This is a genomic window from Bradyrhizobium sp. AZCC 1588 (genome assembly GCF_036924735.1).
Classification (GTDB): Bacteria; Pseudomonadota; Alphaproteobacteria; order Rhizobiales; family Xanthobacteraceae; genus Bradyrhizobium.
The window spans coordinates 6,847,922-6,874,050 of the sequence record NZ_JAZHSC010000001.1 but is presented as its reverse complement, the minus strand read 5'-3'; the positions used below and the strand labels follow the sequence as shown (position 1 = coordinate 6,874,050).

At 61.8% G+C, this 26,129-nt stretch carries 29 protein-coding genes and 1 pseudogene; 15 read left to right on the top strand and 15 right to left on the bottom strand.

The window, feature by feature from the left end; translation table 11 throughout:
• The first annotated feature begins 259 nt into the window (after positions 1-259).
• The 4 genes from V1277_RS32135 to hflX all read left to right on the top strand — a co-directional run bounded on the left by V1277_RS32135 (position 260) and on the right by hflX (position 5,900).
• Positions 260-2,578 carry a sensor histidine kinase NtrY-like gene (locus V1277_RS32135; protein ID WP_334419740.1) on the top strand — a complete coding sequence of 773 codons (2,319 nt, stop codon included), beginning with the start codon at positions 260-262 and terminating at the stop codon, positions 2,576-2,578.
• 17 nt (positions 2,579-2,595) lie between these two features.
• Positions 2,596-3,966: a nitrogen assimilation response regulator NtrX gene (ntrX, locus tag V1277_RS32130; RefSeq protein ID WP_028346102.1), complete on the top strand. Its 1,371-nt coding sequence runs from the start codon at positions 2,596-2,598 to the stop codon at positions 3,964-3,966.
• Positions 3,967-4,263: 297 nt separating this feature from the next.
• Positions 4,264-4,512, top strand: a complete 249-nt coding sequence (hfq, locus tag V1277_RS32125) for an RNA chaperone Hfq (protein ID WP_006020546.1) — start codon at positions 4,264-4,266, stop codon at positions 4,510-4,512.
• 11 nt (positions 4,513-4,523) lie between these two features.
• Positions 4,524-5,900, top strand: coding sequence for a GTPase HflX (hflX, locus tag V1277_RS32120; RefSeq protein ID WP_334419739.1), 1,377 nt, complete (start codon positions 4,524-4,526; stop codon positions 5,898-5,900).
• 21 nt (positions 5,901-5,921) lie between these two features.
• Here the strand turns inward: hflX and mazG are convergent, their stop codons facing one another.
• On the bottom strand, positions 5,922-6,770 hold the full coding sequence (mazG, locus tag V1277_RS32115) for a nucleoside triphosphate pyrophosphohydrolase (RefSeq protein WP_334419738.1): 849 nt from the start codon (positions 6,768-6,770) through the stop codon (positions 5,922-5,924).
• 130 nt (positions 6,771-6,900) lie between these two features.
• On the opposite strand from mazG, the gene queC reads away from it, so the two are divergent.
• Complete coding sequence (queC, locus tag V1277_RS32110) at positions 6,901-7,611, top strand: 7-cyano-7-deazaguanine synthase QueC (RefSeq protein WP_334419737.1); 711 nt, start codon at positions 6,901-6,903, stop codon at positions 7,609-7,611.
• A gap of 178 nt (positions 7,612-7,789) precedes the next feature.
• Here queC and V1277_RS32105 read toward each other — a convergent pair whose 3' ends face one another.
• From V1277_RS32105 to V1277_RS32090, 4 genes are read right to left on the bottom strand one after another with little or no spacing between them, the layout of a single operon-like run.
• Complete coding sequence (locus tag V1277_RS32105) at positions 7,790-8,173, bottom strand: nitrile hydratase accessory protein (protein WP_334420511.1); 384 nt, start codon at positions 8,171-8,173, stop codon at positions 7,790-7,792.
• Positions 8,173-8,832 carry a nitrile hydratase subunit beta gene (nthB, locus tag V1277_RS32100; RefSeq protein WP_334419736.1) on the bottom strand — a complete coding sequence of 220 codons (660 nt, stop codon included), beginning with the start codon at positions 8,830-8,832 and terminating at the stop codon, positions 8,173-8,175. Before nthB ends, V1277_RS32105 begins: the two co-directional genes overlap by 1 nt.
• The gene (gene nthA, locus V1277_RS32095) at positions 8,832-9,473 is read right to left on the bottom strand and encodes a nitrile hydratase subunit alpha (protein WP_334419735.1); all 642 of its coding nucleotides are present in this window, start codon (positions 9,471-9,473) and stop codon (positions 8,832-8,834) included. The genes nthB and nthA overlap by 1 nt, the downstream gene beginning before the upstream one ends.
• A gap of 53 nt (positions 9,474-9,526) precedes the next feature.
• The gene (locus V1277_RS32090; RefSeq protein WP_334419733.1) at positions 9,527-10,744 is read right to left on the bottom strand and encodes an MFS transporter; all 1,218 of its coding nucleotides are present in this window, start codon (positions 10,742-10,744) and stop codon (positions 9,527-9,529) included.
• Between the two features lie 149 nt (positions 10,745-10,893).
• Between V1277_RS32090 and V1277_RS32085 the strand changes: the two genes are divergently transcribed.
• Complete coding sequence (locus V1277_RS32085; RefSeq protein ID WP_334419732.1) at positions 10,894-11,700, top strand: enoyl-CoA hydratase/isomerase family protein; 807 nt, start codon at positions 10,894-10,896, stop codon at positions 11,698-11,700.
• A 233-nt stretch (positions 11,701-11,933) separates the two neighbouring features.
• Positions 11,934-12,312: pseudogene (locus tag V1277_RS32080) on the top strand (rhodanese-like domain-containing protein).
• A gap of 152 nt (positions 12,313-12,464) precedes the next feature.
• Here V1277_RS32080 and V1277_RS32075 read toward each other — a convergent pair.
• Positions 12,465-13,667 carry a Xaa-Pro peptidase family protein gene (locus tag V1277_RS32075; protein ID WP_334419731.1) on the bottom strand — a complete coding sequence of 401 codons (1,203 nt, stop codon included), beginning with the start codon at positions 13,665-13,667 and terminating at the stop codon, positions 12,465-12,467.
• Positions 13,668-14,245: 578 nt separating this feature from the next.
• Here V1277_RS32075 and V1277_RS32070 point away from each other — a divergent pair.
• The 8 genes from V1277_RS32070 to V1277_RS32035 all read left to right on the top strand — a co-directional run bounded on the left by V1277_RS32070 (position 14,246) and on the right by V1277_RS32035 (position 18,405).
• Positions 14,246-14,758, top strand: coding sequence for a DUF1269 domain-containing protein (locus V1277_RS32070; protein WP_334375443.1), 513 nt, complete (start codon positions 14,246-14,248; stop codon positions 14,756-14,758).
• A 749-nt stretch (positions 14,759-15,507) separates the two neighbouring features.
• The gene (gene gvpJ / locus V1277_RS35150) at positions 15,508-15,804 is read left to right on the top strand and encodes a gas vesicle protein GvpJ (RefSeq protein WP_442894547.1); all 297 of its coding nucleotides are present in this window, start codon (positions 15,508-15,510) and stop codon (positions 15,802-15,804) included.
• Positions 15,805-15,824: 20 nt separating this feature from the next.
• Complete coding sequence (locus tag V1277_RS32060; RefSeq protein ID WP_334419730.1) at positions 15,825-16,559, top strand: GvpL/GvpF family gas vesicle protein; 735 nt, start codon at positions 15,825-15,827, stop codon at positions 16,557-16,559.
• 32 nt (positions 16,560-16,591) lie between these two features.
• A complete protein-coding gene (locus V1277_RS32055; RefSeq protein ID WP_334375441.1) occupies positions 16,592-16,816 on the top strand; it encodes a gas vesicle protein GvpG in 225 nt (74 codons plus the stop codon).
• Positions 16,813-17,127: a gas vesicle protein gene (locus V1277_RS32050; protein WP_334375440.1), complete on the top strand. Its 315-nt coding sequence runs from the start codon at positions 16,813-16,815 to the stop codon at positions 17,125-17,127. Before V1277_RS32055 ends, V1277_RS32050 begins: the two co-directional genes overlap by 4 nt.
• Positions 17,124-17,909 carry a GvpL/GvpF family gas vesicle protein gene (locus V1277_RS32045; RefSeq protein ID WP_334419728.1) on the top strand — a complete coding sequence of 262 codons (786 nt, stop codon included), beginning with the start codon at positions 17,124-17,126 and terminating at the stop codon, positions 17,907-17,909. The genes V1277_RS32050 and V1277_RS32045 overlap by 4 nt, the downstream gene beginning before the upstream one ends.
• Positions 17,906-18,103 (top strand): gas vesicle protein, encoded by a 198-nt coding sequence (locus tag V1277_RS32040; protein WP_334375438.1) that lies wholly within the window; start codon positions 17,906-17,908, stop codon positions 18,101-18,103. Before V1277_RS32045 ends, V1277_RS32040 begins: the two co-directional genes overlap by 4 nt.
• Positions 18,100-18,405 carry a gas vesicle protein K gene (locus V1277_RS32035; RefSeq protein WP_334419727.1) on the top strand — a complete coding sequence of 102 codons (306 nt, stop codon included), beginning with the start codon at positions 18,100-18,102 and terminating at the stop codon, positions 18,403-18,405. The genes V1277_RS32040 and V1277_RS32035 overlap by 4 nt, the downstream gene beginning before the upstream one ends.
• A gap of 1,558 nt (positions 18,406-19,963) precedes the next feature.
• Here the strand turns inward: V1277_RS32035 and V1277_RS32030 are convergent.
• The 9 genes from V1277_RS32030 to V1277_RS31990 all read right to left on the bottom strand — a co-directional run bounded on the left by V1277_RS32030 (position 19,964) and on the right by V1277_RS31990 (position 26,004).
• Complete coding sequence (locus V1277_RS32030) at positions 19,964-20,479, bottom strand: hypothetical protein (RefSeq protein WP_334419726.1); 516 nt, start codon at positions 20,477-20,479, stop codon at positions 19,964-19,966.
• Between the two features lie 106 nt (positions 20,480-20,585).
• Positions 20,586-21,455, bottom strand: coding sequence for a sulfurtransferase (locus tag V1277_RS32025; RefSeq protein ID WP_334419725.1), 870 nt, complete (start codon positions 21,453-21,455; stop codon positions 20,586-20,588).
• 138 nt (positions 21,456-21,593) lie between these two features.
• Complete coding sequence (locus tag V1277_RS32020; protein ID WP_334420510.1) at positions 21,594-22,331, bottom strand: cytochrome c biogenesis CcdA family protein; 738 nt, start codon at positions 22,329-22,331, stop codon at positions 21,594-21,596.
• Between the two features lie 33 nt (positions 22,332-22,364).
• Positions 22,365-23,147 (bottom strand): DsbA family protein, encoded by a 783-nt coding sequence (locus V1277_RS32015; RefSeq protein ID WP_334419724.1) that lies wholly within the window; start codon positions 23,145-23,147, stop codon positions 22,365-22,367.
• A gap of 3 nt (positions 23,148-23,150) precedes the next feature.
• On the bottom strand, positions 23,151-23,660 hold the full coding sequence (locus V1277_RS32010) for a copper chaperone PCu(A)C (protein ID WP_334419723.1): 510 nt from the start codon (positions 23,658-23,660) through the stop codon (positions 23,151-23,153).
• Positions 23,657-24,313 carry an SCO family protein gene (locus V1277_RS32005; protein ID WP_334419722.1) on the bottom strand — a complete coding sequence of 219 codons (657 nt, stop codon included), beginning with the start codon at positions 24,311-24,313 and terminating at the stop codon, positions 23,657-23,659. The genes V1277_RS32010 and V1277_RS32005 overlap by 4 nt, the downstream gene beginning before the upstream one ends.
• Before the next feature lie 32 nt (positions 24,314-24,345).
• Positions 24,346-24,801 (bottom strand): c-type cytochrome, encoded by a 456-nt coding sequence (locus V1277_RS32000; RefSeq protein ID WP_334419721.1) that lies wholly within the window; start codon positions 24,799-24,801, stop codon positions 24,346-24,348.
• Positions 24,794-25,726, bottom strand: coding sequence for a WD40/YVTN/BNR-like repeat-containing protein (locus V1277_RS31995; protein ID WP_334419720.1), 933 nt, complete (start codon positions 25,724-25,726; stop codon positions 24,794-24,796). The genes V1277_RS32000 and V1277_RS31995 overlap by 8 nt, the downstream gene beginning before the upstream one ends.
• Positions 25,723-26,004, bottom strand: coding sequence for a hypothetical protein (locus V1277_RS31990; protein ID WP_334419719.1), 282 nt, complete (start codon positions 26,002-26,004; stop codon positions 25,723-25,725). Before V1277_RS31990 ends, V1277_RS31995 begins: the two co-directional genes overlap by 4 nt.
• Positions 26,005-26,129 lie beyond the last annotated feature (125 nt).

Genomic DNA, 26,129 nt, shown 5'->3' with positions numbered 1-26,129 from the left:
GAATCCCCCATGCCTTGTCCGATTCTGCGACAAAGCTTGCCGATGGCATCTTCCCCGATGGGTTGCCGTCACGTTGCGGATAATTGCCTGGCGAGGATGATTCGACGCTTGGTAATTTTACCACTCGAGTGAAAAGAATGGCCGTAAGCTGTTGATAAAACAAACATCTTACTGATGCCGCAATTCGGCAACATTGTGATATGAATGCATCAGTCCGCAATTGGCGGGCCATAGCCTTTCAGCTCACCGAATTGCCGGAATGACCACCGCAGAGACGAACTCGGCACCATCGTTCGACCCATCGCTTACCGAATCCGGAGGGGGGATCCTGCGGAAGTGGGTGGCGCCGCTTGCGGTCGCCGTCGCGCTGCTGTCGGCATTTCTGACCTTCATCGTCTTGGCCGGCCTGACGCCGATCGAGCCTACTCGCCAGGTTGTCTATTCGTTCCTGCTGATCAATGCAGCGACCACACTTCTGCTGGTCGCAATCATCACCCGCGAAGTCTGGCTGGTGATCCAGGCGCGGCGGCGCGGCCGGGCCGCGGCACGGCTGCACGTTCAGATCGTCAGCCTGTTCTCCATCATCGCCGTGCTGCCGGCCGTACTCGTTGCGATCGTCGCCAACGTGACCATCGACCGCGGCCTCGACCGGCTGTTCTCGGGTCCGACACGCGAGGTCATAGAGAACTCGCTGACCGTTGCCCGCGCTTACATGCAGGAGCACGCAAGGCTTATCCGTGGCGACATCCTGGGTATGACGGAAGATATTGCCCGTGCGCGACCGTTGTATGATCAGGACCGGCGGTCGTTTCAGGAACTGCTGACCGCAAATGCAGCCGCGCGAAACCTGCCAGCCGCGATGCTGGTTGACAAGGATGGCAACGTCCTGGTCACGGCGAAGACCGGCATCCAGCAGGAATTCACGACGCCGCCGCAGGATTTTCTCAGCAACGTCAATGAAGATGAGCCGCCGATCGCGGTCTTTCCCGAAGCCAATTATGTGGCCGCGGTGATCCGGTTGCGCGCCTTTGACGATACCTTCCTTTACGTGGCACGCCTGCTCGATCCGCGTGTGATCAGCCAGCTCAAGCAGACCGAAGCCAGCGTCGCCGAATATGCCCAGATCGAAGCCCGCCGGCTCGGCATCCAGGTCGCCTTCGCGCTGATGTTTGCCGTGATCGCTCTGACCATTCTGATGGCATCGGTGCTGATCGGATTGAATTTCGCCAACTGGCTGGTGGCGCCGATCCGCAATCTGATGAGCGCGGCCAACATCGTTTCGACCGGCGATCTGCATGTCCAGGTGCCGGTCCATAAATCCGAAGGCGACCTCGCCCAACTCGGCGAGACCTTCAACAAGATGACGGCCGAATTGCGCACCCAGCGCGACGAGCTGGTCAGCGCCTCTGACCTGATCGACAGCCGCCGCCGCTTCATCGAGGCCGTGCTGTCCTCGGCCAGCGCCGGCATCATCGGCGTCGACGCCTCAGGCAGTGTCGGCATTCTGAACCGCTCGGCCGAGAAACTCATCGGCCATGCCGAATCCGAGACGCTCGACCATCCGCTGTCGGACGTGCTGCCCGAGCTCGACGACATGATGAAGACCGCACGCGAGGGTGCGCAGCGCCTGGTGCAAGGCCAGATCACGATCACCCGCGACGGCCATGAGCGCAACCTGTCGGTCCGCGTCAGCGCCGAGCAGACCAGCCAGTCGCGCGACAGCTACATCATCACGCTCGACGACATCACGGAGCTCGTCTCCGCGCAACGTACCTCGGCATGGGGCGACGTGGCGCGCCGCATCGCCCACGAGATCAAGAATCCGCTGACGCCGATCCAGCTTTCGGCAGAACGCATCCGCCGCAAATTCGGCAAGGTCATCACCGAAGACAAGAATATCTTCGAACAATGTACCGAAACCATCGTGCGACAGGTCGACGACATCAGGCGGATGGTTGATGAATTCTCCCGCTTCGCGCGGATGCCAAAGCCGGTCATGGAGGGCGAGGACGTCGCCGACACCGTACGGCAGGCGGTATTCCTGATGAAGGTCGGGCATCCCGATCTCGATATCGAGGCCGATATCAAGCAGGACCCGATGCGCGCACAGTTCGACCGCCGGCTGATCTCGCAGGCGCTGACCAACATCATCAAGAACGCGACGGAGGCGATCGAGCAGGTGCCGCCGGAAGAACTCGGCAAGGGACGCATCGACGTCATCGCCGCGCGCGAAAACGACGACATCGTGATCGACGTGATCGACAACGGTATCGGCCTGCCGAAAGTGAGCCGCGCGCGGTTGCTGGAGCCGTATGTGACGACGCGCCAGAAGGGCACCGGTCTCGGGCTCGCCATCGTCGGCCGCGTCTTGGAAGACCATGGCGGCCGCATCGAGCTCAAGGACGCCTCCGATTTCCGCCCCGGACAGCGCGGCGCCTGGATGCGGCTGCGGTTCGCCGTATCCGGCCATGCGCCGAAGCAACCGGCTCCGGAGGCAAAACCACAGATTGACGAAACCAATGAGGCGGCATCCGCGACCAATGATGAAACAAAAACCGAAGCCGCAACAGGCAACTGACAAGGCAGGTGTAACCCATGGCCAGTGACATTCTGATTGTCGACGACGAAGCCGATATTCGTGACCTCGTTGCGGGCATCCTGGAAGACGAAGGCTTCAATACCCGTACCGCGCGCGACAGCGATTCGGCGTTGGCCGAGGTCGCCAACCGCCGCCCGCATCTGGTGTTTCTCGATATCTGGCTGCAGGGCTCCAAGCTCGACGGCTTGCAACTCCTCGAGCAAATCAAGAAGGAGCACGCCGACGTTCCGGTGGTGATGATCTCCGGCCACGGCAACATCGAGACCGCGGTGGCGGCGATCAAGCGGGGCGCCTATGACTTCATCGAAAAGCCGTTCAAGTCCGACCGGCTGATCCTGGTGGCGACGCGGGCGCTGGAGACCTCGCGCCTCAAGCGCGAGGTGAAGGAACTCAAGCAACTGGCTCCCACCGCGAGCGTTCTCACCGGACGCTCCGCCTGCATGAACCAGTTGCGCCAGACCATCGACCGCGCGGCCAAGGCCAACAGCCGTATCCTGATCGTCGGCCCCTCCGGTTCGGGCAAGGAATTGGCAGCGCGCACGCTGCACAATGCATCGAGCCGTGCAGAAGGCCCGTTCGTCGTCATCAACGCCGCGGCGATCACCCCGGAACGGATGGAAGTCGAGCTGTTCGGCATCGAGCAGACCAACGGCGAGCAGCCGCGCAAGCCAGGCGCGTTGGAAGAGGCACACGGCGGCACGCTCTTCATCGACGAAATCGCCGACATGCCGCGCGAAACCCAGAACAAGATCCTGCGCGTGCTGGTCGATCAGACCTTTCAGCGCTCAGGAGGCGCCGCCAAGATTCATGTCGATGTCCGAATCATCTCCTCGACCGCGCGCAATCTGGAGGAGGAGATCGCGGAAGGGCGTTTCCGGGAGGATCTCTACCATCGACTGTCAGTGGTGCCGATCCGTGTTCCCCCGCTGTCGGAACGCCGCGAGGATATCCCCGAACTGATCGATTATTTCATGGACCAGATATCGGCGGCGACGGGCTTGCCGAAGCGGCAGATCGGCCAGGATGCAATGGCGGTATTGCAGTCCCATGTCTGGCCCGGCAACGTCCGCCAGCTCCGGAACAATGTCGAGCGCGTCATGATTCTGGCCGGCGGCGGTCCAGAAGCGATCATCACAGCCGATATGCTGCCTCAGGATGTCGGCTCGATGGTGCCGGCGATGCCGACCAGCAACAATGGTGAGCACATCATGGGGTTGCCGTTGCGCGAGGCACGGGAAGTGTTCGAGCGTGACTACCTGATCGCGCAGATCAGCCGGTTCTCGGGCAATATTTCGCGTACGGCCGAATTCGTCGGCATGGAGCGTTCGGCGCTGCACCGCAAGCTCAAGGCGCTGGGTGTTGGCTGAGGCTGATTGAACTTATGCGATACGAATCGATCGCACCCTCAACCCAATGGTGTCTATCCGATACATGCATCTGCTTGGGAATATTTATCTCTTTCCGGACACTTGCGGAGAATGGCCACTGGGTTCCGCGCCGGTGGCGACCGAACCGGCTTGCCTAATAACCGCGCGTACCCTCTAATCGTGCTGCCGAGCCGACCGGAGGGGGATCTCAGGGTAGGCCGGCAGGTCGGGGCAGGCTCCGTGAGAGAGCAACAACCGGCTTAATAAAAAGAAGCACAAGACGGCGGGACAAAAACAATGGCGGCAGACCGCGCACAAAATCTACAAGACACCTTCCTAAATCACGTTCGTAAAACAAAAACGCCACTGACGATCTTTCTGGTCAACGGAGTAAAGCTGCAGGGGATAGTCACCTGGTTCGACAATTTCTGCTTGCTGCTTCGGCGCGACGGCCACTCGCAGCTAGTCTACAAGCATGCGATCTCGACCATCATGCCCGGCGCTCCGATCCAGTTGTTCGAGGGCGGCGAGGATGCTCCGGCTTGAAAGTGAACTGATTGGAACCCTTCGACCGTGAAGGGAGCGCCGACCGTCCGCGGTCGGCGGGGGCCAAACAAAGCGGGCGGGTGATCGTCATCGGCCCATATTTGCGAATGCGCCGCGGCGATGCCGATGCGCAGGCGAACGAGGCTGCGCGCGATTTCGAGGCCCGGCTCGAGGAAGCCACGGGTCTGGCGCGCGCCATCGACCTCACGATCGCCGACGCGCTGATTGCGCCAGTGACCCAGATCCGTCCAGCGACTTACCTCGGCAAGGGAAAGGTCGAGGAGATCACGGGCCTGATCGCAGGCCATGACATCGAACTTGCCGTGATGGATTGCGCGTTGTCGCCGATCCAGCAGCGCAACCTCGAGAAGGCCTGGAACACCAAGGTGCTCGACCGCACCGGACTGATTTTGGAAATTTTCGGCCGCCGCGCCAAGACTAAGGAAGGCGCGCTGCAAGTCGAGCTCGCGCACCTGAACTATCAACGCAGCCGTCTGGTGCGGTCCTGGACCCATCTGGAGCGCCAGCGCGGCGGTTTCGGCTTCATGGGCGGCCCCGGCGAGACCCAGATCGAAGCCGACCGCCGCCTGATTGGCGACCGCATCACGCGGCTGGAAAATGAACTGAAGAAGGTGCAGGCGACGCGGCGGTTGCATCGCGCCGGCCGGCAGCGCGTGCCGTATCGGGTGGTTGCGCTGGTCGGCTACACCAATGCCGGCAAATCGACGCTGTTCAACCGGCTTACACGTGCCGAAGTGCAGGCGGCCGACATGCTGTTTGCGACGCTGGACCCGACCTTGCGCGCGCTGAGCCTGCCGCATGGCGGCAAGGCGATGCTCTCCGATACCGTCGGATTCATCTCCAACCTGCCGACGCAGCTCGTCGCCGCCTTCCGCGCCACGCTGGAAGAGGTGCTGGAGGCCGATATCATTCTCCACGTGCGCGACATCTCGCACGAAGACGCGGAGGCGCAGGAGCGCGACGTTGATGCCGTGCTGCGTCAGCTCGGCACCGATCCGGATGCCGGCGCACGTATCCTCGAGGTCTGGAATAAGATCGATCGCTTCGATCCCGAAGAACGCGAGAACCTGCGCAACATCGCCGCGCGCCGCCCGCCGGAGCGGCCATGCTTCCTGGTCTCCGCCGCGTCAGGCGAGGGGATCGATGCGTTGCTGACAGCGATCGAGGATCGCCTGGCGGCCACGCGCACGACGCTCGACCTCTCCATCGACGCTTCCGACGGCGCCGGCATCAGTTGGCTGCATCGCAATGCCGAAGTGCTCAACAAGGAGCTCCGCGACGGACGCTTCGACATGACGGTGCGCGTCGACGAGACCAAGCGCGATATCGTGGTGTCGCGGTTTGATGCCGTTCCGCGGGTGGCGTAATTGTCGCGCGAACGGGCCGTCCTATCTTCGATCACTCCGCACTGAGGCGGCCGGCTGCTCAGCTTCCTTGGCCTCATTCCACAGCGTGTCCATCTCTGCTAGCGATGCGCTCTCGAGCGAGCGGCCTTTGGCCGCCAGCGCACGCTCGATATAGGCAAAACGGCGCTCGAACTTGGCGTTGGTGCCGCGCAGCGCGGTTTCGGGATCGGCGCCGACATGCCGCGCCAGATTGACGAGCGCGAACAGCAGATCGCCGGTTTCGGCCGCGAGTTCGTCAGGCTTGCCGTTGTCCAGGGCTGCTTCGATCTCGTCAGCCTCCTCACGAATCTTGCTGAGCACCGCGCGGGGATCGTTCCAGTCGAAGCCGACGGTGGAGGCCTTGCGCTGCAATTCCATCGCGCGCGTCAGCGCCGGCTGGCCGGCCTTGACGGCTGCGAGCAGCGATTTATGCGTGGTCTCCTCCGGCGGCCGCCGCGCCGCGCGTTCGGCCTTTTCCTCGGCCTTGATGCGTTCCCACGCGCTCTTGACGCCCGCGGGAGCGATGTTGCCGTCCTTATCGGCGAACACATGCGGATGACGGCGTATCAGCTTGCTTGTGATCGCCTCGACCACGTCGCCGAAGGCAAAGGCGTTTTGCTCTTCCGCCATGCGGGCGTGATAGACGACCTGCAGCAGGAGATCGCCGAGTTCCTCGCGCAAGTCATCGAGATCGCCGCGTGCGATCGCGTCGGCCACCTCATAGGCTTCTTCGATGGTGTAGGGCACGATCGTCGCAAAGTTCTGTTCGAGGTCCCACGGACAGCCCGTGACCGGCGTGCGCAGCGCCGCCATGATCTCGATGAGGCGGGAAATATCGCGGGAAGGGGTCATGGGATTTCCGTCGCTTGGAGGGGCAGGCCGCTTTATGCCGCAAGCGATCGACCGATCCCAGCGGAACAGGCCGAAATCGAGGCAATTTCCACCGGTTGGCCTTGGGGCGCGGGAGTGCTAATTGCCCGTCATGAGCGACCAATCATCGTCCGAAACCGCGTTGGTGCTGTTCTCCGGCGGGCAGGATTCCACCACCTGCCTGGCTTGGGCCTTGCGGCGCTTTGCGCGCGTCGAAATGCTCGGCTTCAGCTACGGCCAGCGCCACGCCATCGAGCTGGAATGCCGCGACCGGCTGCTGTCGGGCTTAAGGTCGTTGCGGCCGGATTGGGCGGCAAAACTCGACGAAAGCCACACGCTGGAAATTCCGACACTGGCAGAAATTTCCGATACCGCGCTGACCCGCGACGTCGCGATCGAAATGGGCGCTGACGGATTACCCAACACCTTCGTGCCAGGCCGTAACCTGGTGTTTCTCACCTTCGCGGCGGCGCTCGCGTACCGGCGCGGCATCCGCCACATCGTCGGCGGCATGTGCGAGACCGACTACTCCGGCTATCCGGACTGCCGCAACGAGACCATCAAGGCGCTGCAGTCCGCACTCAATCTCGGCATGGCGAAGAATTTTGAGCTGCATACGCCGCTGATGTGGCTCGACAAGGCAGCCACCTGGAAGCTCGCACACGAACTCGGCGGAGCAGGGCTAGTCGATCTGATCCGCGAGCATTCCCACACCTGCTATCTCGGCGAGCGCGGCGCGCAGCACGATTGGGGCTATGGCTGCGGCGAATGTCCGGCCTGTGCGCTGCGGGCGAAGGGCTGGCGGGAATATGCGGGGGCGTAACCTACGCGCCTCACACTCAGTTGTCGTCGCCCGCCAACGGGTCGCGCGAATGCGCGCCCGATGACAGGCTCCGGCGGGTGACCCAGTATTCCAGAGACAGTAGTAATTGAACCGAGAAGCCGCGGCGTACTGGATCCCCGCATGCGCGGGGATGACGTCCTGTGGGCGATGGCGACCGCTAGCCAAAATCCTCCGCCCTCAGCTCGATCGGCGCGCCGTGGGGCGTGCGGTCGGCGGCGTGATCCCAGGCGTCACGGTAGCGATGCAGGACATCTGACGTTATGACGCCCTTGGCGGCGACGAGCGTTTCCAGCGTCGCTAGCCAGTGCCGGTAGTAGGTCTCGCCCGTATCTGGATCGCCTTCGGCCTGCGCGCGCTTGATTTGCGCCCCCAGCGTCTCCGCCCATTCCTTCCAGGTGAAGACGCCGGCCTCATGCAGCGCCAGCGCCATCGCAAAGGCGCGCGCTTCCCATGGCTCGCGAAATACCGGGCCGTCTTCATCGCGCGGCACGCCGGGAACGGCGACCGCGGCGCGCATGGCCTGCTGCGGGGTCAAATCCATCACGCGCGCTCCAGATAGGATTCCCAGGCGTCGACGGAGACGCGGAGCGTCGGGTCGCCGTCCTTGCCCCACAATTCCGGTCCGTCGAAACGCACGGTGTAGAGCCATTGCGGATCTTCGCCCTGGCCGAGCGAATTGGTGTCGGGGAAGACGTGGCAGCCGTGATTGAGTTCGATGGTGCCGAGATGGCCACGGACATATTGCGGCAGCCGCGTATGCGTTACCGGGTGGATGTCTTTCATCCGCACAATGTCACCGATTGCAAACATCGCAGGTGCTTTCGCCTCGCGTTCGGTCGGGCCGCCGCGGCGGATCGCCGGCGTGACCTCATTTGGAGCGATCGGCTTCACGCCAGGCTTGGGCGGCGCCAGCACTTTGCCGGCCTCGATTTCCTCGCGCGTCACCAGCCCGCGCTCGACCATCAACGTTTCCAGACCGGCCAGCCAGATCTCGAAATAGCTCTTGCTGAGGTAATCCTCGGGCGGCCGGTTCTCGCGCGCAAACCGCGACATATCGATGTTCCAGCCGCCCGGGCGCGCCATGGCAACCGTCAGCGCAAAGGCCCGGCGCTCCCAGTCAGCATGAAACACCGGCTCGTTCGGCTCGGGCACAACAGAACCAAAGCCCTCGGCACCGCCCATGTCGTGCGCGCCGTCCATCAGGCAGCCTCACGGGGCTGCTTGGGCAGGCCGGTACCTATCATGCTGTCGCGGGTGACGAGTTCGGCGAGTTGCTCGGCGCTCCAGCCCTCGGTACCCTCAGGGCGCATCGGCAGCACGAGGTAGCGGACTTCGGCCGTGGAATCCCAGACCCGGATTTTGGTGGTGTCCGGCAGCGTCACGCCGAAATCCTTCAGCACGCCGCGCGGGTCGGAGACGGCGCGCGAGCGGTAGGGCGCGGATTTGTACCAGACTGGCGGAAGCCCCAGCACGGGGTGCGGGTAGCAGGAGCACAGCGTGCACACGACCATATTGTGCTGCTCAGGTGTGTTCTCCACGACGACCATGTGCTCGCCCTGTCGGCCCGAATAGTCGAGCTCGGCAATCGCAGCCGTCGCGTCCTTCATCAGCCGTTCGCGATAGGCGGGATCGCTCCACGCCTTGGCGACCACGCGAACGCCGTTGCGCGGTCCGATTTTCTTTTCATAGAGATCGATCAGGAGGTCGAGCGCGGCCGGATCGACATAGCCCTTTTCGGTCAAGATCGATTCCAGTGCGCGCACGCGCAGCTCGGTCTCCGAGAGCTCGGAATGCTCGTGGTCGTGGTGATGGCCGTGGTTGTCGTGGTCATGGTCGCTCATGCCGTCAGGATAGGCGCAAAATCCGGGCTATGTCGAGGCAGGGAATCTGCTCTTTATGCCGGCTGCAGCCGCTCGCGTGATCGCGACGGCAGTGGCGGGAACGTCAACGCAATCGCCATTGCGGCGACGCCTACGCTGAACGCGCCGATGTAGAGCCAGCGGTAGTCGTGGAAAGTGTCGAAGATCATGCCCCCGGCCCACGGCCCGAACGCCATGCCAAGGCTCGATACCATCGTCGCGGCGCCGAACACCGTTCCCATGATCCGGGGACCGAAATATTCGCGCGCCAGCACGGCATAGAGCGGCATCACGCCGCCATAAGCCGTTCCGAACACGATCGCGAGCGCGTAGAACTCGCCGAGTTTGCTGACGTAGAGATAGGCACCAATCGCCAGCGCCTGCACCAGGAGGCCGCAGACCAGCACCCGCTTGGCGCCCAGCCGATCGGCGAGGATGCCGAGGAGGAGACGCCCGCCGAGCCCCGACAAGCCTTCCACGCTATAGATGCTGACCGCGGTCATCGCCGGGATGCCGCAAAGCATCGCGTAGCTGACCATATGGAAGATCGGGCCGGAATGCGCGGCGCAGCACGCGAAGAAGGTCAGCGCCAACACCACGAACTGGGGCGAACGAAGCGCGCCCGCAACAGACCATCCCGCTCCCGGATCGTTGCCAGCGCCCGACGCCGGCATGGCGGTTGGCCTCGCCACCGAGGGCTGCCGGACCAGCAGCGCGGCCGGTATCAGCAAGGCCCACGCCATCAAGCCCACGATCATCATCGCGGTACGCCAATCGTAGGTCGAGATCAGCCAGCGCGCGAATGGCGAGATCGTCATCGGCGCCACGCCCATCCCTGCGGACACCAGCGAGACGGCAAGGCTGCGATTGTTCTCGAACCACACCGTCGCGGCGGCGATCATCGGCGCGAAGAAGGCGCCCGCGGCGAGGCCGACGAGAATGCCGTAAGTGAGCTGGAATTCGATCAGGGAAGTCGCGCGGCTGGCGAGAAACAGGCCGAGTCCAAGGAGCAGGGCGCCGCAGAGGACGACCGGACGCGTGCCAAACCTGTCGCTGGCCGCTCCCCAGGCAAATCCGGCAATGCCCATGGTCAGGAAATCGATGGTCATCGCACCCGAAATTCCGGCGCGCGACCATCCCGTTTCCGTCGATATCGGTTCCAAATAAACGGCCAGCGAGAACATGGCGCCGATGCCGACGCATGTCATCAATGCGCCCGTGCCGACGATCACCCAGCGATACGATGGTCCCATCTACAAATGCTCCTTGTTCGCCCCGATCCGCGCCAAGCGGATGCGATGGTTTCGCGAACAAGACGAACGGGAACCGACGAAGGATTCAGGTTCGCCGGAATTCTTTCTGGTCTAAACTTTCGAAAAAATGACCGACAGGGAGCGATGGATTGACCGGATTTGTGACGATTGAAAAAGGCCTCGGGCCGGATGGCCGCATCGCGGTGGTGCGTTTCGACCGTGGCGACGGCATCAACGCGTTGTCGCCGGAAGCGCTGCGCCAGCTTACCGACGCCGCCCGCAGTTTTGAGGATGATGGTGACACATCGGTCGTGGTGCTGACTGGCGGCGCAAAGTCGTTCAGTGCCGGCTTTGACCTCAAGGACCCCGAGGGCTGTTCGCGCAAGACCATGGACCTCGGAGCCTTGCGCCGGCACTTGAAGCTCGGACCGCGGCTGACCCGGGCCTGGCAGGACATGGAGCAGATCACGATCGGCGCCATCGAGGGCTTTTGCGTCGGCGGCGGCGTGGCGCTGGCGGTCGCGCTGGATTTCCGGGTGATGGCTCGCGATGCCCATATGCGCGTGCCCGAGATCGGCCTCGGCATGAATATGAGCTGGCAGAGCGTGCCGCGGATGCTGCACCTGATGGGACCGGCCCGCACCAAGCAGGCCGTGATTCTGGCCGACCAGCGCATCACCGCGGCCGAGGCTTACGAATGGCGCCTGGTGGAGGAGGTGGCCGATGCCGGCAAGGCCTTCGACGCCGCGATGGCGCTCGCCGTCAAAATCGCCGCCCAGCCGCCGCTGTCGGTTGCGATGACCAAGCTAACGATCAATCGCCTCGCGCATGCGCTCGACGATCTCGCCAGCCACATGGACGTCGACCAGTTCGCGCTGGCGAGCATGACCGAGGATCACAAGGAAGGCGTCGCGGCGTTTCTGGAGCGGCGCAAACCGAAGTTCAGAGGGAAATAGCGCCAGTATGGCCGCGTTGGCCAGATTTGCCGCGACAACCAGTGGGATTGCCACACCCAAAAATATAGCGCAGCATCCTTCAATTGCATGATCGAAATCAAAATGGGATGGACTATTAGCCCCCTTGCAACTTGCGACGGCCTTGCTGTGCGGATTTGGCATTGCGTGCCTTGCGGGACCTTAGATTTAGAACACCAGCCGTTGCTGGCGAGCCCACATATGGAGAAGGCCAAATGAAAACCGTACAAGCGATGCTCGCTGAAGCCGATGCCGAAGTCCCGCGTATCAGTCCCGATGAAGCTAAGGGATTGCTGGGAAGGGCCGATGTACTTTTCCTCGATGTTCGGGAGCCAGCGGAAGTTACTGCCTCAGGAAAAGTTCCGGGTGCTGTCGCCATTCCGCGCGGCCTCGTAGAATTCAAGGCGGATCCTGCCTCTGCGATGCACGATAAGGCCTTCGACCGGACCAAGATGGTTGTTGCTTACTGCGCATCCGGCGGGCGTTCCGCGCTGGTGGGAAAGACGCTGAAGGACATGGGGCTACGGCAACGTACGCAATCTCGGCGGCTTCAAAGGCTGGTTGGACGCAGGCGGAGACGTCGAAAAGGGCTGAGGCGCAAGCCAACGTTCGCGGGCGACCGCGCATCGCGACGGTCGTTGCAACCTTCAAGTCACATGGTCTTCGCTCGATGGACTTGCCCGGCGCCCGCGGCGATCCACTGAGTTGGCGTGAAGTTGGGCTTTGTTGACTTCAAAAGCCCAACCTCACCGCACCACTGCGCTGCCGCCGATGTTCCAGTCGCGGCTGCCTTCGCCGAAAATCTCGTAGCCTGTTGCAGTCACTGCAACCGTGTCCTCCAGCTTAATGAAGCCGCGGCGCGGGTGCTTCATCGTCGTTTCGATCGACACCACCATGCCGGGCTCCAAGGGCCGGCGCGCGTCGGGATCATCGTAGGGAATAGGGCCCTTGGCCGTCAGGCGAGGGGCCTCGTGGCTGACTAGCCCCATGCCGTGCGCCAGGAAGTCGGTGCAGTCGCGCTGGCTCGACTGCGCGAGCCGCTTTTCCGCCGCGGCATAGATTTCGCCACCCATCGCGCCCGGCCGCACCGCGGCGAATGCCGCCCGCTGGACGGATTCGATTTCGGCCAGCAGGTCCTTGAGCTCGCTGTCCGGTTCGCCCAGCACGGCCATCCGCGCGAGGTCGCCAATATAGCCGTGATAGTTGCCGCCGGAATCCAGCGAGAGCACGTCGCCGGTTTCCCAGCGGTCGGCAGAAGGCGCGCGGTTGTGGCTGGCGCCGCAGGCCAGCAGGCAATACTCGAAAGTCAATCCGCGCTTGACCTCGGCAATTCTCAACGCGTCGAAAAGCTGCTGCTTGGTGGTGCCGGGGCCGTGGTCTGCGATCACCTCATCCATGGATTCGATCACCAATTCCGAGGCCTTTTTTAGCTTGGCCAGTTCCGCCGGCGACTTCACGGCACGCAGGCGCTCGAGCACCAACAGCGCATCCTTGATCTCGCTATCGGGCAGGGCGTCCGAAAGAGTCCTGCCGGCGTCCATCGGCAGAAACGGCATTTCGACCCCGATCCGCTTCATCGGTACGCCCGCGCTCTTGATCAGGCCTGCCGCGAGCAAAACGGCATCCAACGAGCCGTTGCCCTCGGTGCGGACTTGCGGAACCCACAGCGGCGCCACGGCTCGCTGGTGCGTTTCCAGCCGGTGCCCGATATAGGCCGCCTTGTCGGGCGCACCTTTCGGGTAGATCAGGACGGGCAAGTAACGGCTGACGCCGAGTGCGTCCATGTAGTCGAAGAAGATCGCGCGCTCCGCGTCGAGCAGATATTGGACGTTATGCTTGGAAGTCGCGACCAGGATATCGATTCCAGCCGTTTCCATAAGGGAATCGAGCTTGGCGGTGTCGAATGGAATGGCGCGAGCTTCGGTCGGACGACTGGCGCGTTCTTGCATGATGAGACCTCCGTTGCGGCCGGCATGAACCAACTGGCCTCGGGGCTTTGTGTTTCGCCTGGAGCCGCATTGTGGGTGGAAAGCGGGGGTTCGCACCAGCGATGAAATCAGCGGGCTCCAATGCAGATTGGCGAACGCTGGCTGCTGACGGTCAGGCTCAAGCTCGCGAGCTGATTGAGCTGTCGACTGGTCCGTCCACCGGACCGGCAACGCTCACCACATCGTGAAGGTCACTCAGGGCGAGGCTTGAGCACCAATTGCCTCTCAGGTTGTTGTTGGCCTTGAAACAGCATCAGAGTTGTCGCCAGGAGCGTTGTGCGTCATCGTCAAGTCTGGACCGGCTGGGGTTGGCGTACGGTACCGGTGAACGTTTGCGGATGAGATCAGTCGCCTTGCCACCAAGAATGATCGCGGTGGCGCTGGGTGCCACAAGTGCTGCCCGGTGCCATCGCAATGTCGATCAGTCCGTGAGCGGCGGCAACTCCCCGGCGGGCCGACGCTCATTGGGGAATTGGGATGGAGGCGGGCACAGACAAAGCAATGCCGATGTTCAAACTTGTCTACGAAAGGAGAGCACAATGAGCGATCTGGTCGTTCTCGGCTTTGATGGACTGCACACCGCAGATGAGGTGCTCAACAAGCTGCGGTCTCTGCAGAAGGAGTACCTCATCGATCTCGAAGACGCTTGCGTCGTTGAACGCGAGAAGGGCGGTAAAGTCTACCTCAAGCAAGCCGTCAGCCTAACGAAAGTTGGCGCGGCCACCGGCGGGACCACCGGCGCCTTGTGGGGCGCGCTTGTCGGTCTCCTTTTCCTGAACCCACTCGCCGGAATGGCGCTCGGTGCAATTGCCGGTGCCGGCATGGGCGCTTTATCAGGCTCTCTCACCGACTTCGGAATCCGTGATGACTTCATCAAGAAGCTCGGAGAGACGATTCCGGAAGGATCCTCTGCGCTCTTCGTGCTCTTCAGGAAAGTCACCGAAGACAAGGTGCTGCCGGAGATCGAACCGTTCAAGCCGCGCGTCCTTCGAACCTCCCTCTCAACCGATGCGGAGAAGAGGCTCACGACCGAGCTAAGCAAGGCGGCGTGATCGGCGCGCAAGACCAGCGTCATGACGCGGCGGACGTCCCTCTCTGATATCACGCGCCGGACCAAGCAGCCGCCGCCATAGGCGCATCTTGGTTCGGGCATGCGATTATGCGTTCCCGTCGAGCGCGATATACGCGGCACAGGGTTCGGTGATCTTGACGCGAACGTCGGGGCCGGGAGGCAACGCCAGCTTGGCGACGGTGGCAGTGGCTGCGGATTGAGGTTCTGCGCACAGGCGACCGATGCCGTGCTGCTGGATTGAATGCCGAGTTGCGGGCGGGCCATGAGGCTTGTTCCAGCCGCAGCGGAGCGCGACCGAGCGCAATACGTCTGCCTTCTAATCTTCCACAGCAGGGACGGGTCTGACGGACTCGTTATTGGCCTAAGCCGCGACTCGTTTCTGTTCTCAGGGCATGTCGTTTCTGATTGGATCTGAGCAGCAAAAAACGGAAATGTTCACCGGCTGTTTCACCGCTGCATTCGAGTCCACTCCGGTTCCATTCGAGTCAAACCGCCGATTTTCCTGGTTGCATTGGAGTCCACCTAAGAGCGCCAAGGCGCGACGCGCAGTAGGGCCCCACGGAAACCCTTTGCACTGACAGTGAAAATTGGCGGCGAGCGCATGCGGCAGCGCGAGGCGACGCAGCTTACGTCCTCGTTTTGAAACTGATGCGAAGCCATGCGCGTATCAGCTTCCGGAAGGACAAATCGTGTTTTCCGGAAGGAGCAAACCGTATGACTGGAATAGCAATGACTCAAACGCCTCAAGCAAACGGCAGATTGTCGGGCGAGCTGTACAAAGTCGTTGAATTGATCCTGGACCGCGGGCTGGTCATCGACGTGTTCGTGCGTGTGTCGGTGATCGGCCTCGAAGTGGTCACCATCGATGCGCGGGTCGTCGTGGCCGGCGTCGATGCTTACCTGCGCTTCGCCGAGGTGTGTGGCCGCCTCGATCTCACCGGCAGCAGCCCCCGGATCGGCCGCTCGCTGCCCGACGGCGCGCTGCCGCTCGAGCTACCCGGCCGGGCGCGCACGGAAATCGGCTGACCCAACGGAAAGGATGACTGATGAGCAGCTACGTCTACTGTGTCACGCGTGCCTCGCACCCACTACCGCTCGAAGGCGCGGTGGGGGTGGGGGAGCGAGCTCCCGCCCTCCGGCTCGTGCGCGAGCAGGATCTCGTCGCGGTGGTTAGCGACGCGCCGGAGAACTTGCGCGCGAAGCGGCGCGATCTGGTGAAGCACGATGCGGTCATCGGACGGATCTACGCAGCCGGCACCGTGCTGCCGATGCGGTTCGGGATGGTCGCGCCCGACGACGAGGCCGTGCAGACGGAGCTTCGATCGAGGGCGCGTCGCTATGGCGAACTGCTATGCCGGATCGATGGCCATGTCGAGCTCAACGTCAAAGGCGTTCATGCGGAGGAAGCTCTTCTCTGCGACCTCTTGCTTCAGAACGACGAGTTACGCGCGCGAAATCACGCACTTCGCGCCGCAGATGGCGGCCGCCATCAGGACAAGGTGGCGTTCGGCGAGCAGGTGGCCGCCGCCGTTGCGGAGCGGCGCGCGCGTGACGCGGGCCAGGTCATCGCCCGCCTGCAACCACATGCCGCGCAGATACGTCGGGGCCCGCCGGTCGACGGTTGCTTCGTCAACGTATCGTTCCTGGTGGCGTCCGGCGCCCGGGCGGACTTCGATGGTGCCCTGTCGCCGCTGCGCCGCGAGCTGCCCGGTTACGCAAGCGTCGAGTTGTACGGGCCCTTGCCACCATACAGCTTCGTCGGCAACGAAGCGGACGTGTGAGGGCCGTGGCGGTGGGACTCCTGTCGCATGTCTTGTTGCTGCCGCTCGCGCCGGCCCGCTTCGCGCTGTGGACCATCGACCGGGTGGTCGACGCCGCTGCCGAACAGCATTGCGGCCCGGCAGCCATCCGGCGCGAACTGGCCGAGCTTTCGCGGCAACTGGATCAAGGGTTGATCGATGCCGAGGAATTCGATCGACGCGAGGACGAGATCCTCGACCGGCTGGACGAGGGACAAAAGCGAGGAATGATCGCATGATGGAACAAGGCTTGTGGCACGGACGCCAGGATGCTTCGCCGAACCTGGCTGACATTCTGGAGCGGGTTCTGGACAAAGGGCTGATCATCGCCGGCGACATCAAGATCAACCTGCTCGACATCGAGCTTCTAACCATCAAGCTCCGGCTGTTGGTCGCGTCGGTGGACAAGGCCAAGGCGATGGGGATCGACTGGTGGGAGCACGATCCGGCGCTTTCCCAGCCGCGGCCGCGGCCGCTCGCGGCCGAGAACGCGCGGTTGCGCAAGAAGATCAGGGCGCTGGAAACCGCCACTCTGGAGGCACGGCGATGAGCACAGCGAGCTATACTTACGCGGTCGCGCGCCCGTTCAATCCAACCCAGGCGGCCGGCCTCGTCGGCGTCGACGGCGCCGCGATCCACCTAGTCCGCCACCAAGACCTGGTCGCCGTGGTCAGTCCGCTTGCACCTGCCGACGCCGACGAGACCGCGCTGCGAGCCAGGCTGGAGACGCTGGCGGAACTAGAGGTGATCGCACGCGCGCACCACAGGGTCGTGGCGGCGGTTGCCGCGTGCACACCAACGCTGCCGTTCCGCCTCGCGACCGTTCACCGCACCGACGACCGCGTTGCGCAGTTGCTACGCCGGGAGTACCGGCGCTTCCGCGAGACGCTGGATCGATTCGCGGGCCGCGTGGAGGTGGGGGTGAAGATCTACGTGCAGCACGCGGGCGCATCTGCCGGCGCCATGTCCGTGGCTGAGAAAACCGACGGGTCCGGATCGGCGCGCGCGGGCAGGGACTACCTGCGCAACCGCCGCGAGCAGCGCGATCGGCGCCAGCACGCGTGGCGGCGCGCAACCACTGCGGCCGAGCAGATGGACGCCGTTCTCGCCGGGCTTGCCGTCGATCGCCGCCAACACCGAACGCAGAGCGCCGAGCTGTCCGCTGCTCCAGGCGAAAATGTATTCAACGCAGCCTACCTGGTGGATGCCGGGCGCGCCGAAGAACTCACCGCCCGTGCACAGCGGCTGGGCGCCGAAAACCCGCACGTGACGCTCGAGATCACGGGCCCCTGGCCGCCCTATTCGTTCGCCGACAGCGAGGAGCGCACGTGAGCCCCGCCGCGTTCCCGGCTCGAGAGGTCGCACTAGTCGACCTGCTCGACCGGCTCCTGGCGGGTGGCATCGTGCTGGCCGGAGACATCACGCTGGCGATCGCCGACATCGACATGGTGCAAATCTCGCTTCGCGCTCTGATCACGTCGCTCGGCCGGACCACGCGATCTGGCGCAGCGGAGCGAGACCAGTGAGCGCCGACGTCGCTGGACATGAGCCGGGGCCGCGCCAGCGCATTTCGATGGCGCCTGACACGGTCGAACGAGATCTGGCCCGCCTGGTGCTCACCGTCGTGGAGTTGCTGCGTCAACTCGTGGAGCGACAGGCGCTTCGTCGTGTCGACGAGGGCGGCTTGACCGAGGCGGAGGAGGAGCGCGTCGGCATGACGCTAATGCTTCTAGACAACCGCATATCGCGCTTGCGGGAGCACTTCGGGCTCGCCGCCGAGGACCTGAATATCGACCTGGGACCTCTTGGTCCGCTGCTTCCGCGTTGAGTTCCCTCAGTCTAACGTCGAGCACATTCTGGCTGCGAAATTCCTAGACCTGAAGTGCACAGGGCGCCGTAAATCCAGGCAGACTCAAATAGAGCACGAATGACTCAGATCGAACCCGAAGCATCCTTGCCGATGGTGTCGCGCGCATCATATTTCTGCACTGACAGAAAAATACGCCATTGAAATCATTAGCGAAAAGTGGATCGCGCTTCACCTTATTCCTGCACTACTTTTCGCAATCCTGCACAAACAATGATCGCATCATCCGATTCCTGCATTTCCTTGTCGGCAAACACGATTTTTTGATCAGAGGAAGGGCCGTACCTCTTGGGTGGGTGAGGCGGCCGGGTCTGTAAGCTACCCGTGAAGGGCCCTTGGCTTCGCAAGGATCTCGATCGCGCGCTCTAGGAGGATTTGCCGTAGAGGCGAGGTGCCGGCTCTTTCGATTACCTCGGCTAAGGACGATACGAGCCCTCCGTCTTTGTGACCTGAGGACACGGAGCGCTTGGCGGCCCAACGATAAAGCGTTTCCTCAAAAGACCGCGGCCAGGCTCGGACGGCGGCCAAACCCGCAGCAGCTCTATTGCTGGCGAGATTCGGGGGCGCGCCAATCGGAAGCTCAGCGAGGGACCCAAACCATTCCATAGCGAAACAGGATGTAATGTCATCCTTTTGATCAAAGGGCGCTGGCAAACACGAGCCGATGCGTATCGTAGCTTTGTAGCTTTCGGCTGCACGGCGGCTATCTGCTTAGCTCGTTCTATTTCCGCTTGCTCAACTGTTTGTGCAATTGAGGTGACGACACTTGTAATGATCCGATCCTGCAGATCGAACACATCTCACAACCCTCACCGATCTTCTCAGCCCACAGATGCATGTGTGTCGATCAATTGGCCCGTGATATGACGGACTAGAGAGTTAGGACGCAAGGGCAGGGTACTCGCGTGCGGCTTAGGAGCCGATCGTGCTCGTCACGAGCAGAGCTCTGTGTTCGGCCGATCGCAACGAGCTCGGCGGATTGCGGTGAGGACAAAAATGTTGTCGGGGGTTCGAGTTGCTCCCCGCTACTAATCGTACGATTTTGCACGCCAAACTACGATTTTCTACGATTTCACACGCTTCATGGTGCACATCAGGCGAAGCCTCGATTGCCATCATCGCCCCGGCGGCTCGTGGCGCGCAATCCGGACCTTGAGCCCAGCGATATCCGTGCGATGTGCATGAGCGCAGCAATGCGCAACTCCCTGGTGATTCTACCGCTCGCCTTCAATTCGGGGAGGCATTCCGAATGCTTCCGGCGGTTATGGTCGCGCAAATTATTACGCGCTTCCTCGGCGCTCTTCTCACGACGAACTTCCTCGCCATGTCGGTGGTCACGGCGGTGCTCATGCAGTTCCTGACGATACTGCGGTCGGCGGTTCTGTTCGTGCTTCTCACACCCTGCATCGACTACGTCGTCAGCCGCGGCGATGCCCGGCTGCTGTTGGCGGCAACGCCGGCGCCCCTGCCGCTACAGGATGCCTGCTTCCGCGTATCTTTCTGTCATCCGGAGCGCGGCTCAGTTCTCGTAGTCAATTGTTCCGGTATGCGGGTCGACCTTCAGCCGCTGGACAAGCGAATTGTCGACCGTCACGACGTCGGCGGTGATCGTCCCATCCTCTTTCTTGATATCTCCCAGCTTCAGTCGCTTGTTGTTGAGACGGTCGAGCTGCGAGGCGAGGTACCCGCGAACGTCGTCGACCGACAGATTCATAACCGGTGTAACCCGTGATCCGAACAGAGCGCCCATACCGGATCTCATACCGCCCCGCATCATGCCGGAGCCCATCATTCCTGAGCCCATCATGCCGCGGCCCATCTGCTGCCCCATCTCCGAGCCCATGCCGCCATGCATCATGCACTGACCCATGCCCATTCCACCCTGCATCATCCCCCGGTCCTGGCCCTGCCGGGCGGAGTCATGCATCATGCCAGCTCCCATCCGGTCCTGCATTCCCTGAGCGGCGGCGGCGTCGATCGCGAGAATGACGCCGCTGGTAACGATCAGTGCCCAAAGAACCGATTTAGTGCTCATGTCACTTCTCCTGTGATCGATCCTCTCGGGACCGTTCAGTTGCATGCTGGTTACTCCCCCGTCATTCGGCCAGTCAGCGGCGTCGCTGAGGCGAGCCTCATCACCTTCATGCGGCCCGTCCTGTTGTCGCCTCGGGACCGCGTTCAACCGGAGCACGGACCATGTTGCCCCACTCCGTCCATGACCCGTCGTAATTCTTCACCTCGGGGTATCCCAGCAGGTATTTGAGAACGAACCACGTGTGGCTGGAGCGCTCGCCGATCCGGCAATAGGCGATTGTTGGCCTGTCCGCGACGATGCCCTTGCCGCGATAAAGGGCCGCGAGTTCGTCTGCCGATTTGAAGGTGCCGTCGTCGTTGCAAGCCATTCCCCAGGGAATGCTCCGTGCACCCGGAATGTGACCGCCACGCTGGCAGGTTTCGGGCAAGCCCGGCGGCGAAAGTACCTTCCCGGTGAACTCGTCCGTGCTGCGTACGTCCACGAGGGCGTGGCTCTGCGTCTCAAGTGCGTGCTGGACTTCCGGCAGAAACGCCCTCAGCGACAGATTCGGATTCTCGGCGCGATAGGTTTCCCCGCTGACGGCCGGCGCCTCGGTCGTGAGTTCGCGGTTCTCGGCAACCCACTTCTTTCGGCCGCCGTTCATCAGACGCACATCCTTGTGTCCGTAGATTTTCATCTGCCACTCCGCCCACGCTGCGAACCAGTTGTTGTTGTCGCCATAGAGGATCACTGTCGTGTCGTTGCTGATGCCGGAATCGGCCATCAGCTTCTCGAAGGCGTCCTTCGGGATGATGTCGCGTTCCTTCGTATCGCAAAGCTGCGTGGTCCAGTTCCACGCGATGGCGCCCGGGATGTGACCCTGATCGTAAGCTGCGGTATCGACGTCCACCTCAACCAGGCGCATGCCGGCATCCTTGCCGTGCTCAGCGACCCAGGAGGTCTCGACCAGCATTTCCGTATGTGCGTATTGAGCCATGGAGCTACTCCTACTGCTTTCGTTTCACACAGGCGGCATCTCGCACGTGCTGCTTGCCGCCCTCGCTCGACAGCCCCCAACCCCCGCCTGAACCCCACTCCGGCTTCGATCGCGCCGCCCCTGATCTCCTGGTTCTACTCATCCGAACGTCGATAGCACCGGAAACATCTCCAACAGCCAGAACGAAAATGTGGTGAGATAGCCCGTGGCCATGGTCACACCTATGAGAACCATAACTCCGCCGGCAAGCAGCTGCAGGATACGGCCGACGCGGCCGATTGATTTAAGCCTTGCCAAGAAACCGTCGGTGAGCGCCGCCGCGAGCAGGAACGGCACGCCAAGTCCCAGCGAATAAATGGCCAGGAACGCGATCCCCTTGGTCACGGTGGCTGACGCTGCACTGACGGTGAGGATTGTTCCCAACATCGGACCGATACACGGTGTCCAGCCAAATGCGAAGGCCATACCTAGTGCATAGGCGGCAATTGGGTGCCCTCCTGGAATTGTGAAGGGAAGCCGGACATCGCGCTTGAGCCACCAAGGCCGCAGCAGTCCGATCGTGAAAAGGCCGAAACCAATCACGATCGCGCCGCCAACGATGCCCAGCTCATGTTTGTAGGAGATGAGTGTCTCGCCAAGAGCGGTCGCGCTGGCGCCCAGGATTACGAAGATCGTTGTGAAACCCAAAACAAAGCAGGCGCTCAGCGCAATAGCCTGAAGCCGCGCAACCATCGCGCCTGACGCTCTCAGATCCGCAATCGACTGTCCTGCAATGTACGAAACGTAAGCCGGAACCAGCGGCAATACGCAGGGCGACAGGAACGAAATAGTTCCAGCAGCAAAGGCAGCAGCTATCGCGCTCGTTGAGATTTCCATCATGTCCGATGCTTGTCCCAAACTGTTCAGGATTTATTGCCGATGCTCCCGTGCCGTGCGAATCCATGTCTGTAAGGTGTTCAAGTCGGTCGCCCCGCGAAGGATTTGGTCACCGATTACAAAGCCCGGCGTGCCATTGATGCGAAGGGCCTGGGCAAGTGCGAGATTTTTTTGGATGGACGCCTGGATCTTGGAGTCTTCCATGTCCGTCTTGAGGCGCTCGACATCTAAGCCAACCGCGGCTGCCGCCTCCATTGCCTTGCCTTCGTCGACCGCACCCCGCAGCTGATAAAGCGCCCGGTGGAATTCGACGTACTTGCCTTGTTTGTGGGCGGCGAGGGCGGCCTTCGCAGCGAACGTTGAATTTGGCCCAAGGATGGGGAATTCCTTGTAGACGATACGCAGCTGAGAATCGGCTTGCTCCGCCTTCGTCACCACTGGTGCCACTTGGCGGCAGTATGGGCAGTTGTAATCGAAGAACTCGACAAGAGTGACATCGCCATTGGGATTGCCACTGGTTGGACTGTCAGCGTCACGAAAGACCTCGTCTGCACGAGCCTGGAGAACCTTCTGGATGTCTCTTTCTGCTTTCTCGCGTGCACGAGCCTCAAGCCGATTGACAGACTCCATGATAACCTCGGGATGAGCCATCAAATAGTCATGCACACGCTGGTCGAATTCATCGTGGGGTGTCTCGGACAGCGAATATGCGACAAGCCCAAGCATGATGCCGATGCCAGCGACAGACGGCAGAACGACGCGCAGGTTTCGACGGCGCGTGAGATTTCTCGACGAGATGTCCTGCTCTTCAGTCATCGCTCACTTCTTCGTTGGTCCGCCAACCCCATGCGTCATGGAATCCATGGCGGGGCCTTGCATGGCGCCCACCTTCGCGACAGGGATCATCACGTCGATCGTGCCCGCCTTCTCGAAGGTCATGGTCATTGGAAAGCTCTGCCCCTCCTTGAGAGGCTCCTTCAATCCGACGATCATGATGTGCATGCCTCCTGGACTGAACGTGACCTTTGCTCCAGGTCGAACGTCAACGGTAGGCATTTCGCGCATGCGAGATACGCCATTTTCTTCGGCAACGCTGTGGAATTGAACCTGATCTCCAACAGGCGTTGCGGCGCCCACAAGGCTGTCGCTCAAATTCCCGTTGTTGATCACCGTTCCATAGACGGCTCCGTTTTTCGCACCGGCCGGCGTTGCGCGTGACCAGGCGCGCCCGATGGCGATCGAATTTTGACCTGCTGTTTGTGAGTGCGCGAAGCTGCCGGAAAGCAATAGCAGCAGCAGAATCGATGTCAGATAGCCTCTCAGTTTCATGAGCTGTCCCTCCACCGCGTTGAGCTGGTCATTTGCTTCCGCAGCCAGGCTGCAATGGCGTCGCCATCCTCCTTGCCCTCGATAACGTTTACAAACGTCCCCTTGGGGTCCATCAGATAGAGGTACCCGCTGTGCGACACGGGATAGTCGTCGCCACTCTTCTCTGATTTATCCAGAGCAACGTACACGCGGTATTCTTTGGTCACCTGGTCGATCTGCGCCTGCGTTCCTGTCAGGCCAACAATCCGCGCATCAAAAGACTTCAGGTAATTTGCCATGACTTCACGCGTGTCGCGTTGCGGATCGACCGTAATGAACAGCGGTTGAAGCCGACTCGGACTGAACTTCTCTAGAGCTGCACTGACGTTGGCAAGCGCTGTCGGACAGACGTCGGGACAAGAGGTGTAGCCAAAGAAAATCAGCAGCCACTTCCCGTGGAAGGTTTGATCGGTGACGCGTTCACCATTGGTGGATACCAGCGTGAACGGCCCGCCAATTGCAGGAGTACCCGTTCGGATCGCCTTGCCGACGATGGCTGGCTGTGACGTGGGTGTTCTAGGGATACTCGTCCCGAACCAGACGCCAGCGACCGCAATGCCGGCCGCAGCAACCAGCGAGGGGACCAGGATTATTGGTCTGGATGTCAGTTTCATTGTCGAACTCCGGACTACGGGCTCACGCGACGTCATTTCCCAGCGGATGGAAACGGGTGCCCATGACTTTCCTCCGACTGAAATTGAATTTCCTCCGGCGACCACAGCGTCTTCAAATAGGCGATCACCGCACGAATCTGGTCCGGCGACAGCACGTCGCCAAAAGCAGGCATCGTCAGCCGTTCGGTTTTATTGAACGGGTCTCGCCAGCCCTTGCTCACCATCATGTAGAGTTCGGCGTCCGAGTGCCGCCAGGTGTGGCCTTCCGCATTGTGTGGAGGCGCCGGCAGCTCCCCGTGCTCATCGCGATTCTGCCAATTCGGTGCACCCTGAGCATTGACGCCATGGCACGACGCGCAATGCTGCTGGTATACTTCATGACCGTTCCTCACGAGATCTGGATCAAGCGGTGGCGGCCCGGTCGCCGAACGAGCGACTGCCGCTGAACTAGCCACGCCGATCATGATCGCCACCAGAGGCTTACGCATTTGCCTTTATCCATGTAACGCCCCCATTCGTGCTGTTGTACAGATCGCTGTCCGCATTGATGGCGAACAGGACGCCGGAACGCGTAAAAGCAAGCGCGACTATCTCTGAGTTCGGAGACTTGATCGGGACCCAGTTCTCTCCGCCGTCCGGACTGCTGAACAGTCCCTTTTCAGTCGCTGCATAAAGGTGTTTTGGCTCTCTTGGATCGTGAGTGACAGCGTAAGCTTGCCCGTCAAGTGTCCCCGCTGTCTGCCAAAGGCAGAAGCAATCCATCACACGACGAACGCCCTTCGCGGTCGCGGCGAATAGCCAGCCGGTCTGCATGCTGCCGGCCATATTCGAGTGGATCAGCTGGCGCAGACCCTGTTGAGAGGTCCGATCCATGAGGCGCCACGAGTGTCCGCCGTCCTGGCTGCGGTAGACGCCCTTATCCTTAAGCACCGCATACGCGGTCTCAGGCTGGGTCGTATGCGCGGCCACCGCGATCACATCTCGGCTTGCCAACCCCTCGTTGCGTTCGACCCACGTGTTACCGCCATCATCGCTCCGCAGCACGCCAACTCCGGCGCCGGTGACATACAGGATGCCTTTGCCGGCCGGAGATACGGCGAAGCTGGAAATTTTCCGGTCTTTCAGTGGCGCAACTGTAATCTTCTGCCAACTCTTGCCCTGATCGGTGCTTCGATAGAGGACATGGTCGTAAGCTTTCAGGAGCGCATCTGTACCGGGATCATAGGCGAGGCCGACCACCCTGCCATCCTGCTCATTGGCCCAAATGCTGGTGACCGCTCCGGCGTCGAAAAGCAACGCCATCACCAGTGCGACCGAACTAACCCTGGCGAAGTATCTTATTCTTTTCCTCACGAATGTGATGCATTGCCTGAACCGATAGCCGGCAGGCCCTGCGTTTCCACGGCTCATCATTCCTTCTTCTCCGGCTCGGCGGGAGCATTCTTGCGCCATTGCTCGTTCGGACGACTGTCACTCATCATGCCGTTGCAGTGATCCATCATCCGATCCATCTGCTTCATCATTTTCATCATGCCCATCATTCCTCCGGCACTCCCTGTGTCCCCCATCATTCCATTGCTCATCATCGAGCCGGAAGAACCTTGCCCGGCTTCTGCATAAGGAGACGGTGCGACCATGACGCTCGCGAGAAGGATTGATGCGAACGCGGCCAATAGGGTGAGTTTACGCATGGGAATTGCTCCTTTCCTCTGATCGATCCGGATTCGAGTGCGCAGGTTGAGTGTCAACGACTCCGTCGTGACAGCAGCTTGCTGCACTCACTGACGAACTGCTTGTCCTGGGCCCGTCGAGAGCG

Excerpts from the sequence above, each read along its gene's own strand:
- V1277_RS32135 (WP_334419740.1), top strand. The coding sequence starts at position 260 with ATGACCACCGCAGAGACGAACTCGGCACCATCGTTCGACCCATCGCTT.
- ntrX (WP_028346102.1), top strand. The coding sequence starts at position 2,596 with ATGGCCAGTGACATTCTGATTGTCGACGACGAAGCCGATATTCGTGAC.
- hfq (WP_006020546.1), top strand. The coding sequence starts at position 4,264 with ATGGCGGCAGACCGCGCACAAAATCTACAAGACACCTTCCTAAATCAC.
- mazG (WP_334419738.1), bottom strand. The coding sequence starts at position 6,770 with ATGACCCCTTCCCGCGATATTTCCCGCCTCATCGAGATCATGGCGGCG.
- queC (WP_334419737.1), top strand. The coding sequence starts at position 6,901 with ATGAGCGACCAATCATCGTCCGAAACCGCGTTGGTGCTGTTCTCCGGC.
- V1277_RS32105 (WP_334420511.1), bottom strand. The coding sequence starts at position 8,173 with ATGGATTTGACCCCGCAGCAGGCCATGCGCGCCGCGGTCGCCGTTCCC.
- nthB (WP_334419736.1), bottom strand. The coding sequence starts at position 8,832 with ATGGACGGCGCGCACGACATGGGCGGTGCCGAGGGCTTTGGTTCTGTT.
- nthA (WP_334419735.1), bottom strand. The coding sequence starts at position 9,473 with ATGAGCGACCATGACCACGACAACCACGGCCATCACCACGACCACGAG.
- V1277_RS32090 (WP_334419733.1), bottom strand. The coding sequence starts at position 10,744 with ATGGGACCATCGTATCGCTGGGTGATCGTCGGCACGGGCGCATTGATG.
- V1277_RS32075 (WP_334419731.1), bottom strand. The coding sequence starts at position 13,667 with ATGCAAGAACGCGCCAGTCGTCCGACCGAAGCTCGCGCCATTCCATTC.
- V1277_RS32070 (WP_334375443.1), top strand. The coding sequence starts at position 14,246 with ATGAGCGATCTGGTCGTTCTCGGCTTTGATGGACTGCACACCGCAGAT.
- gvpJ (WP_442894547.1), top strand. The coding sequence starts at position 15,508 with ATGACTCAAACGCCTCAAGCAAACGGCAGATTGTCGGGCGAGCTGTAC.
- V1277_RS32060 (WP_334419730.1), top strand. The coding sequence starts at position 15,825 with ATGAGCAGCTACGTCTACTGTGTCACGCGTGCCTCGCACCCACTACCG.
- V1277_RS32050 (WP_334375440.1), top strand. The coding sequence starts at position 16,813 with ATGATGGAACAAGGCTTGTGGCACGGACGCCAGGATGCTTCGCCGAAC.
- V1277_RS32045 (WP_334419728.1), top strand. The coding sequence starts at position 17,124 with ATGAGCACAGCGAGCTATACTTACGCGGTCGCGCGCCCGTTCAATCCA.
- V1277_RS32030 (WP_334419726.1), bottom strand. The coding sequence starts at position 20,479 with ATGAGCACTAAATCGGTTCTTTGGGCACTGATCGTTACCAGCGGCGTC.
- V1277_RS32025 (WP_334419725.1), bottom strand. The coding sequence starts at position 21,455 with ATGGCTCAATACGCACATACGGAAATGCTGGTCGAGACCTCCTGGGTC.
- V1277_RS32020 (WP_334420510.1), bottom strand. The coding sequence starts at position 22,331 with ATGGAAATCTCAACGAGCGCGATAGCTGCTGCCTTTGCTGCTGGAACT.
- V1277_RS32015 (WP_334419724.1), bottom strand. The coding sequence starts at position 23,147 with ATGACTGAAGAGCAGGACATCTCGTCGAGAAATCTCACGCGCCGTCGA.
- V1277_RS32010 (WP_334419723.1), bottom strand. The coding sequence starts at position 23,660 with ATGAAACTGAGAGGCTATCTGACATCGATTCTGCTGCTGCTATTGCTT.
- V1277_RS32005 (WP_334419722.1), bottom strand. The coding sequence starts at position 24,313 with ATGAAACTGACATCCAGACCAATAATCCTGGTCCCCTCGCTGGTTGCT.
- V1277_RS32000 (WP_334419721.1), bottom strand. The coding sequence starts at position 24,801 with ATGCGTAAGCCTCTGGTGGCGATCATGATCGGCGTGGCTAGTTCAGCG.
- V1277_RS31995 (WP_334419720.1), bottom strand. The coding sequence starts at position 25,726 with ATGATGAGCCGTGGAAACGCAGGGCCTGCCGGCTATCGGTTCAGGCAA.
- V1277_RS31990 (WP_334419719.1), bottom strand. The coding sequence starts at position 26,004 with ATGCGTAAACTCACCCTATTGGCCGCGTTCGCATCAATCCTTCTCGCG.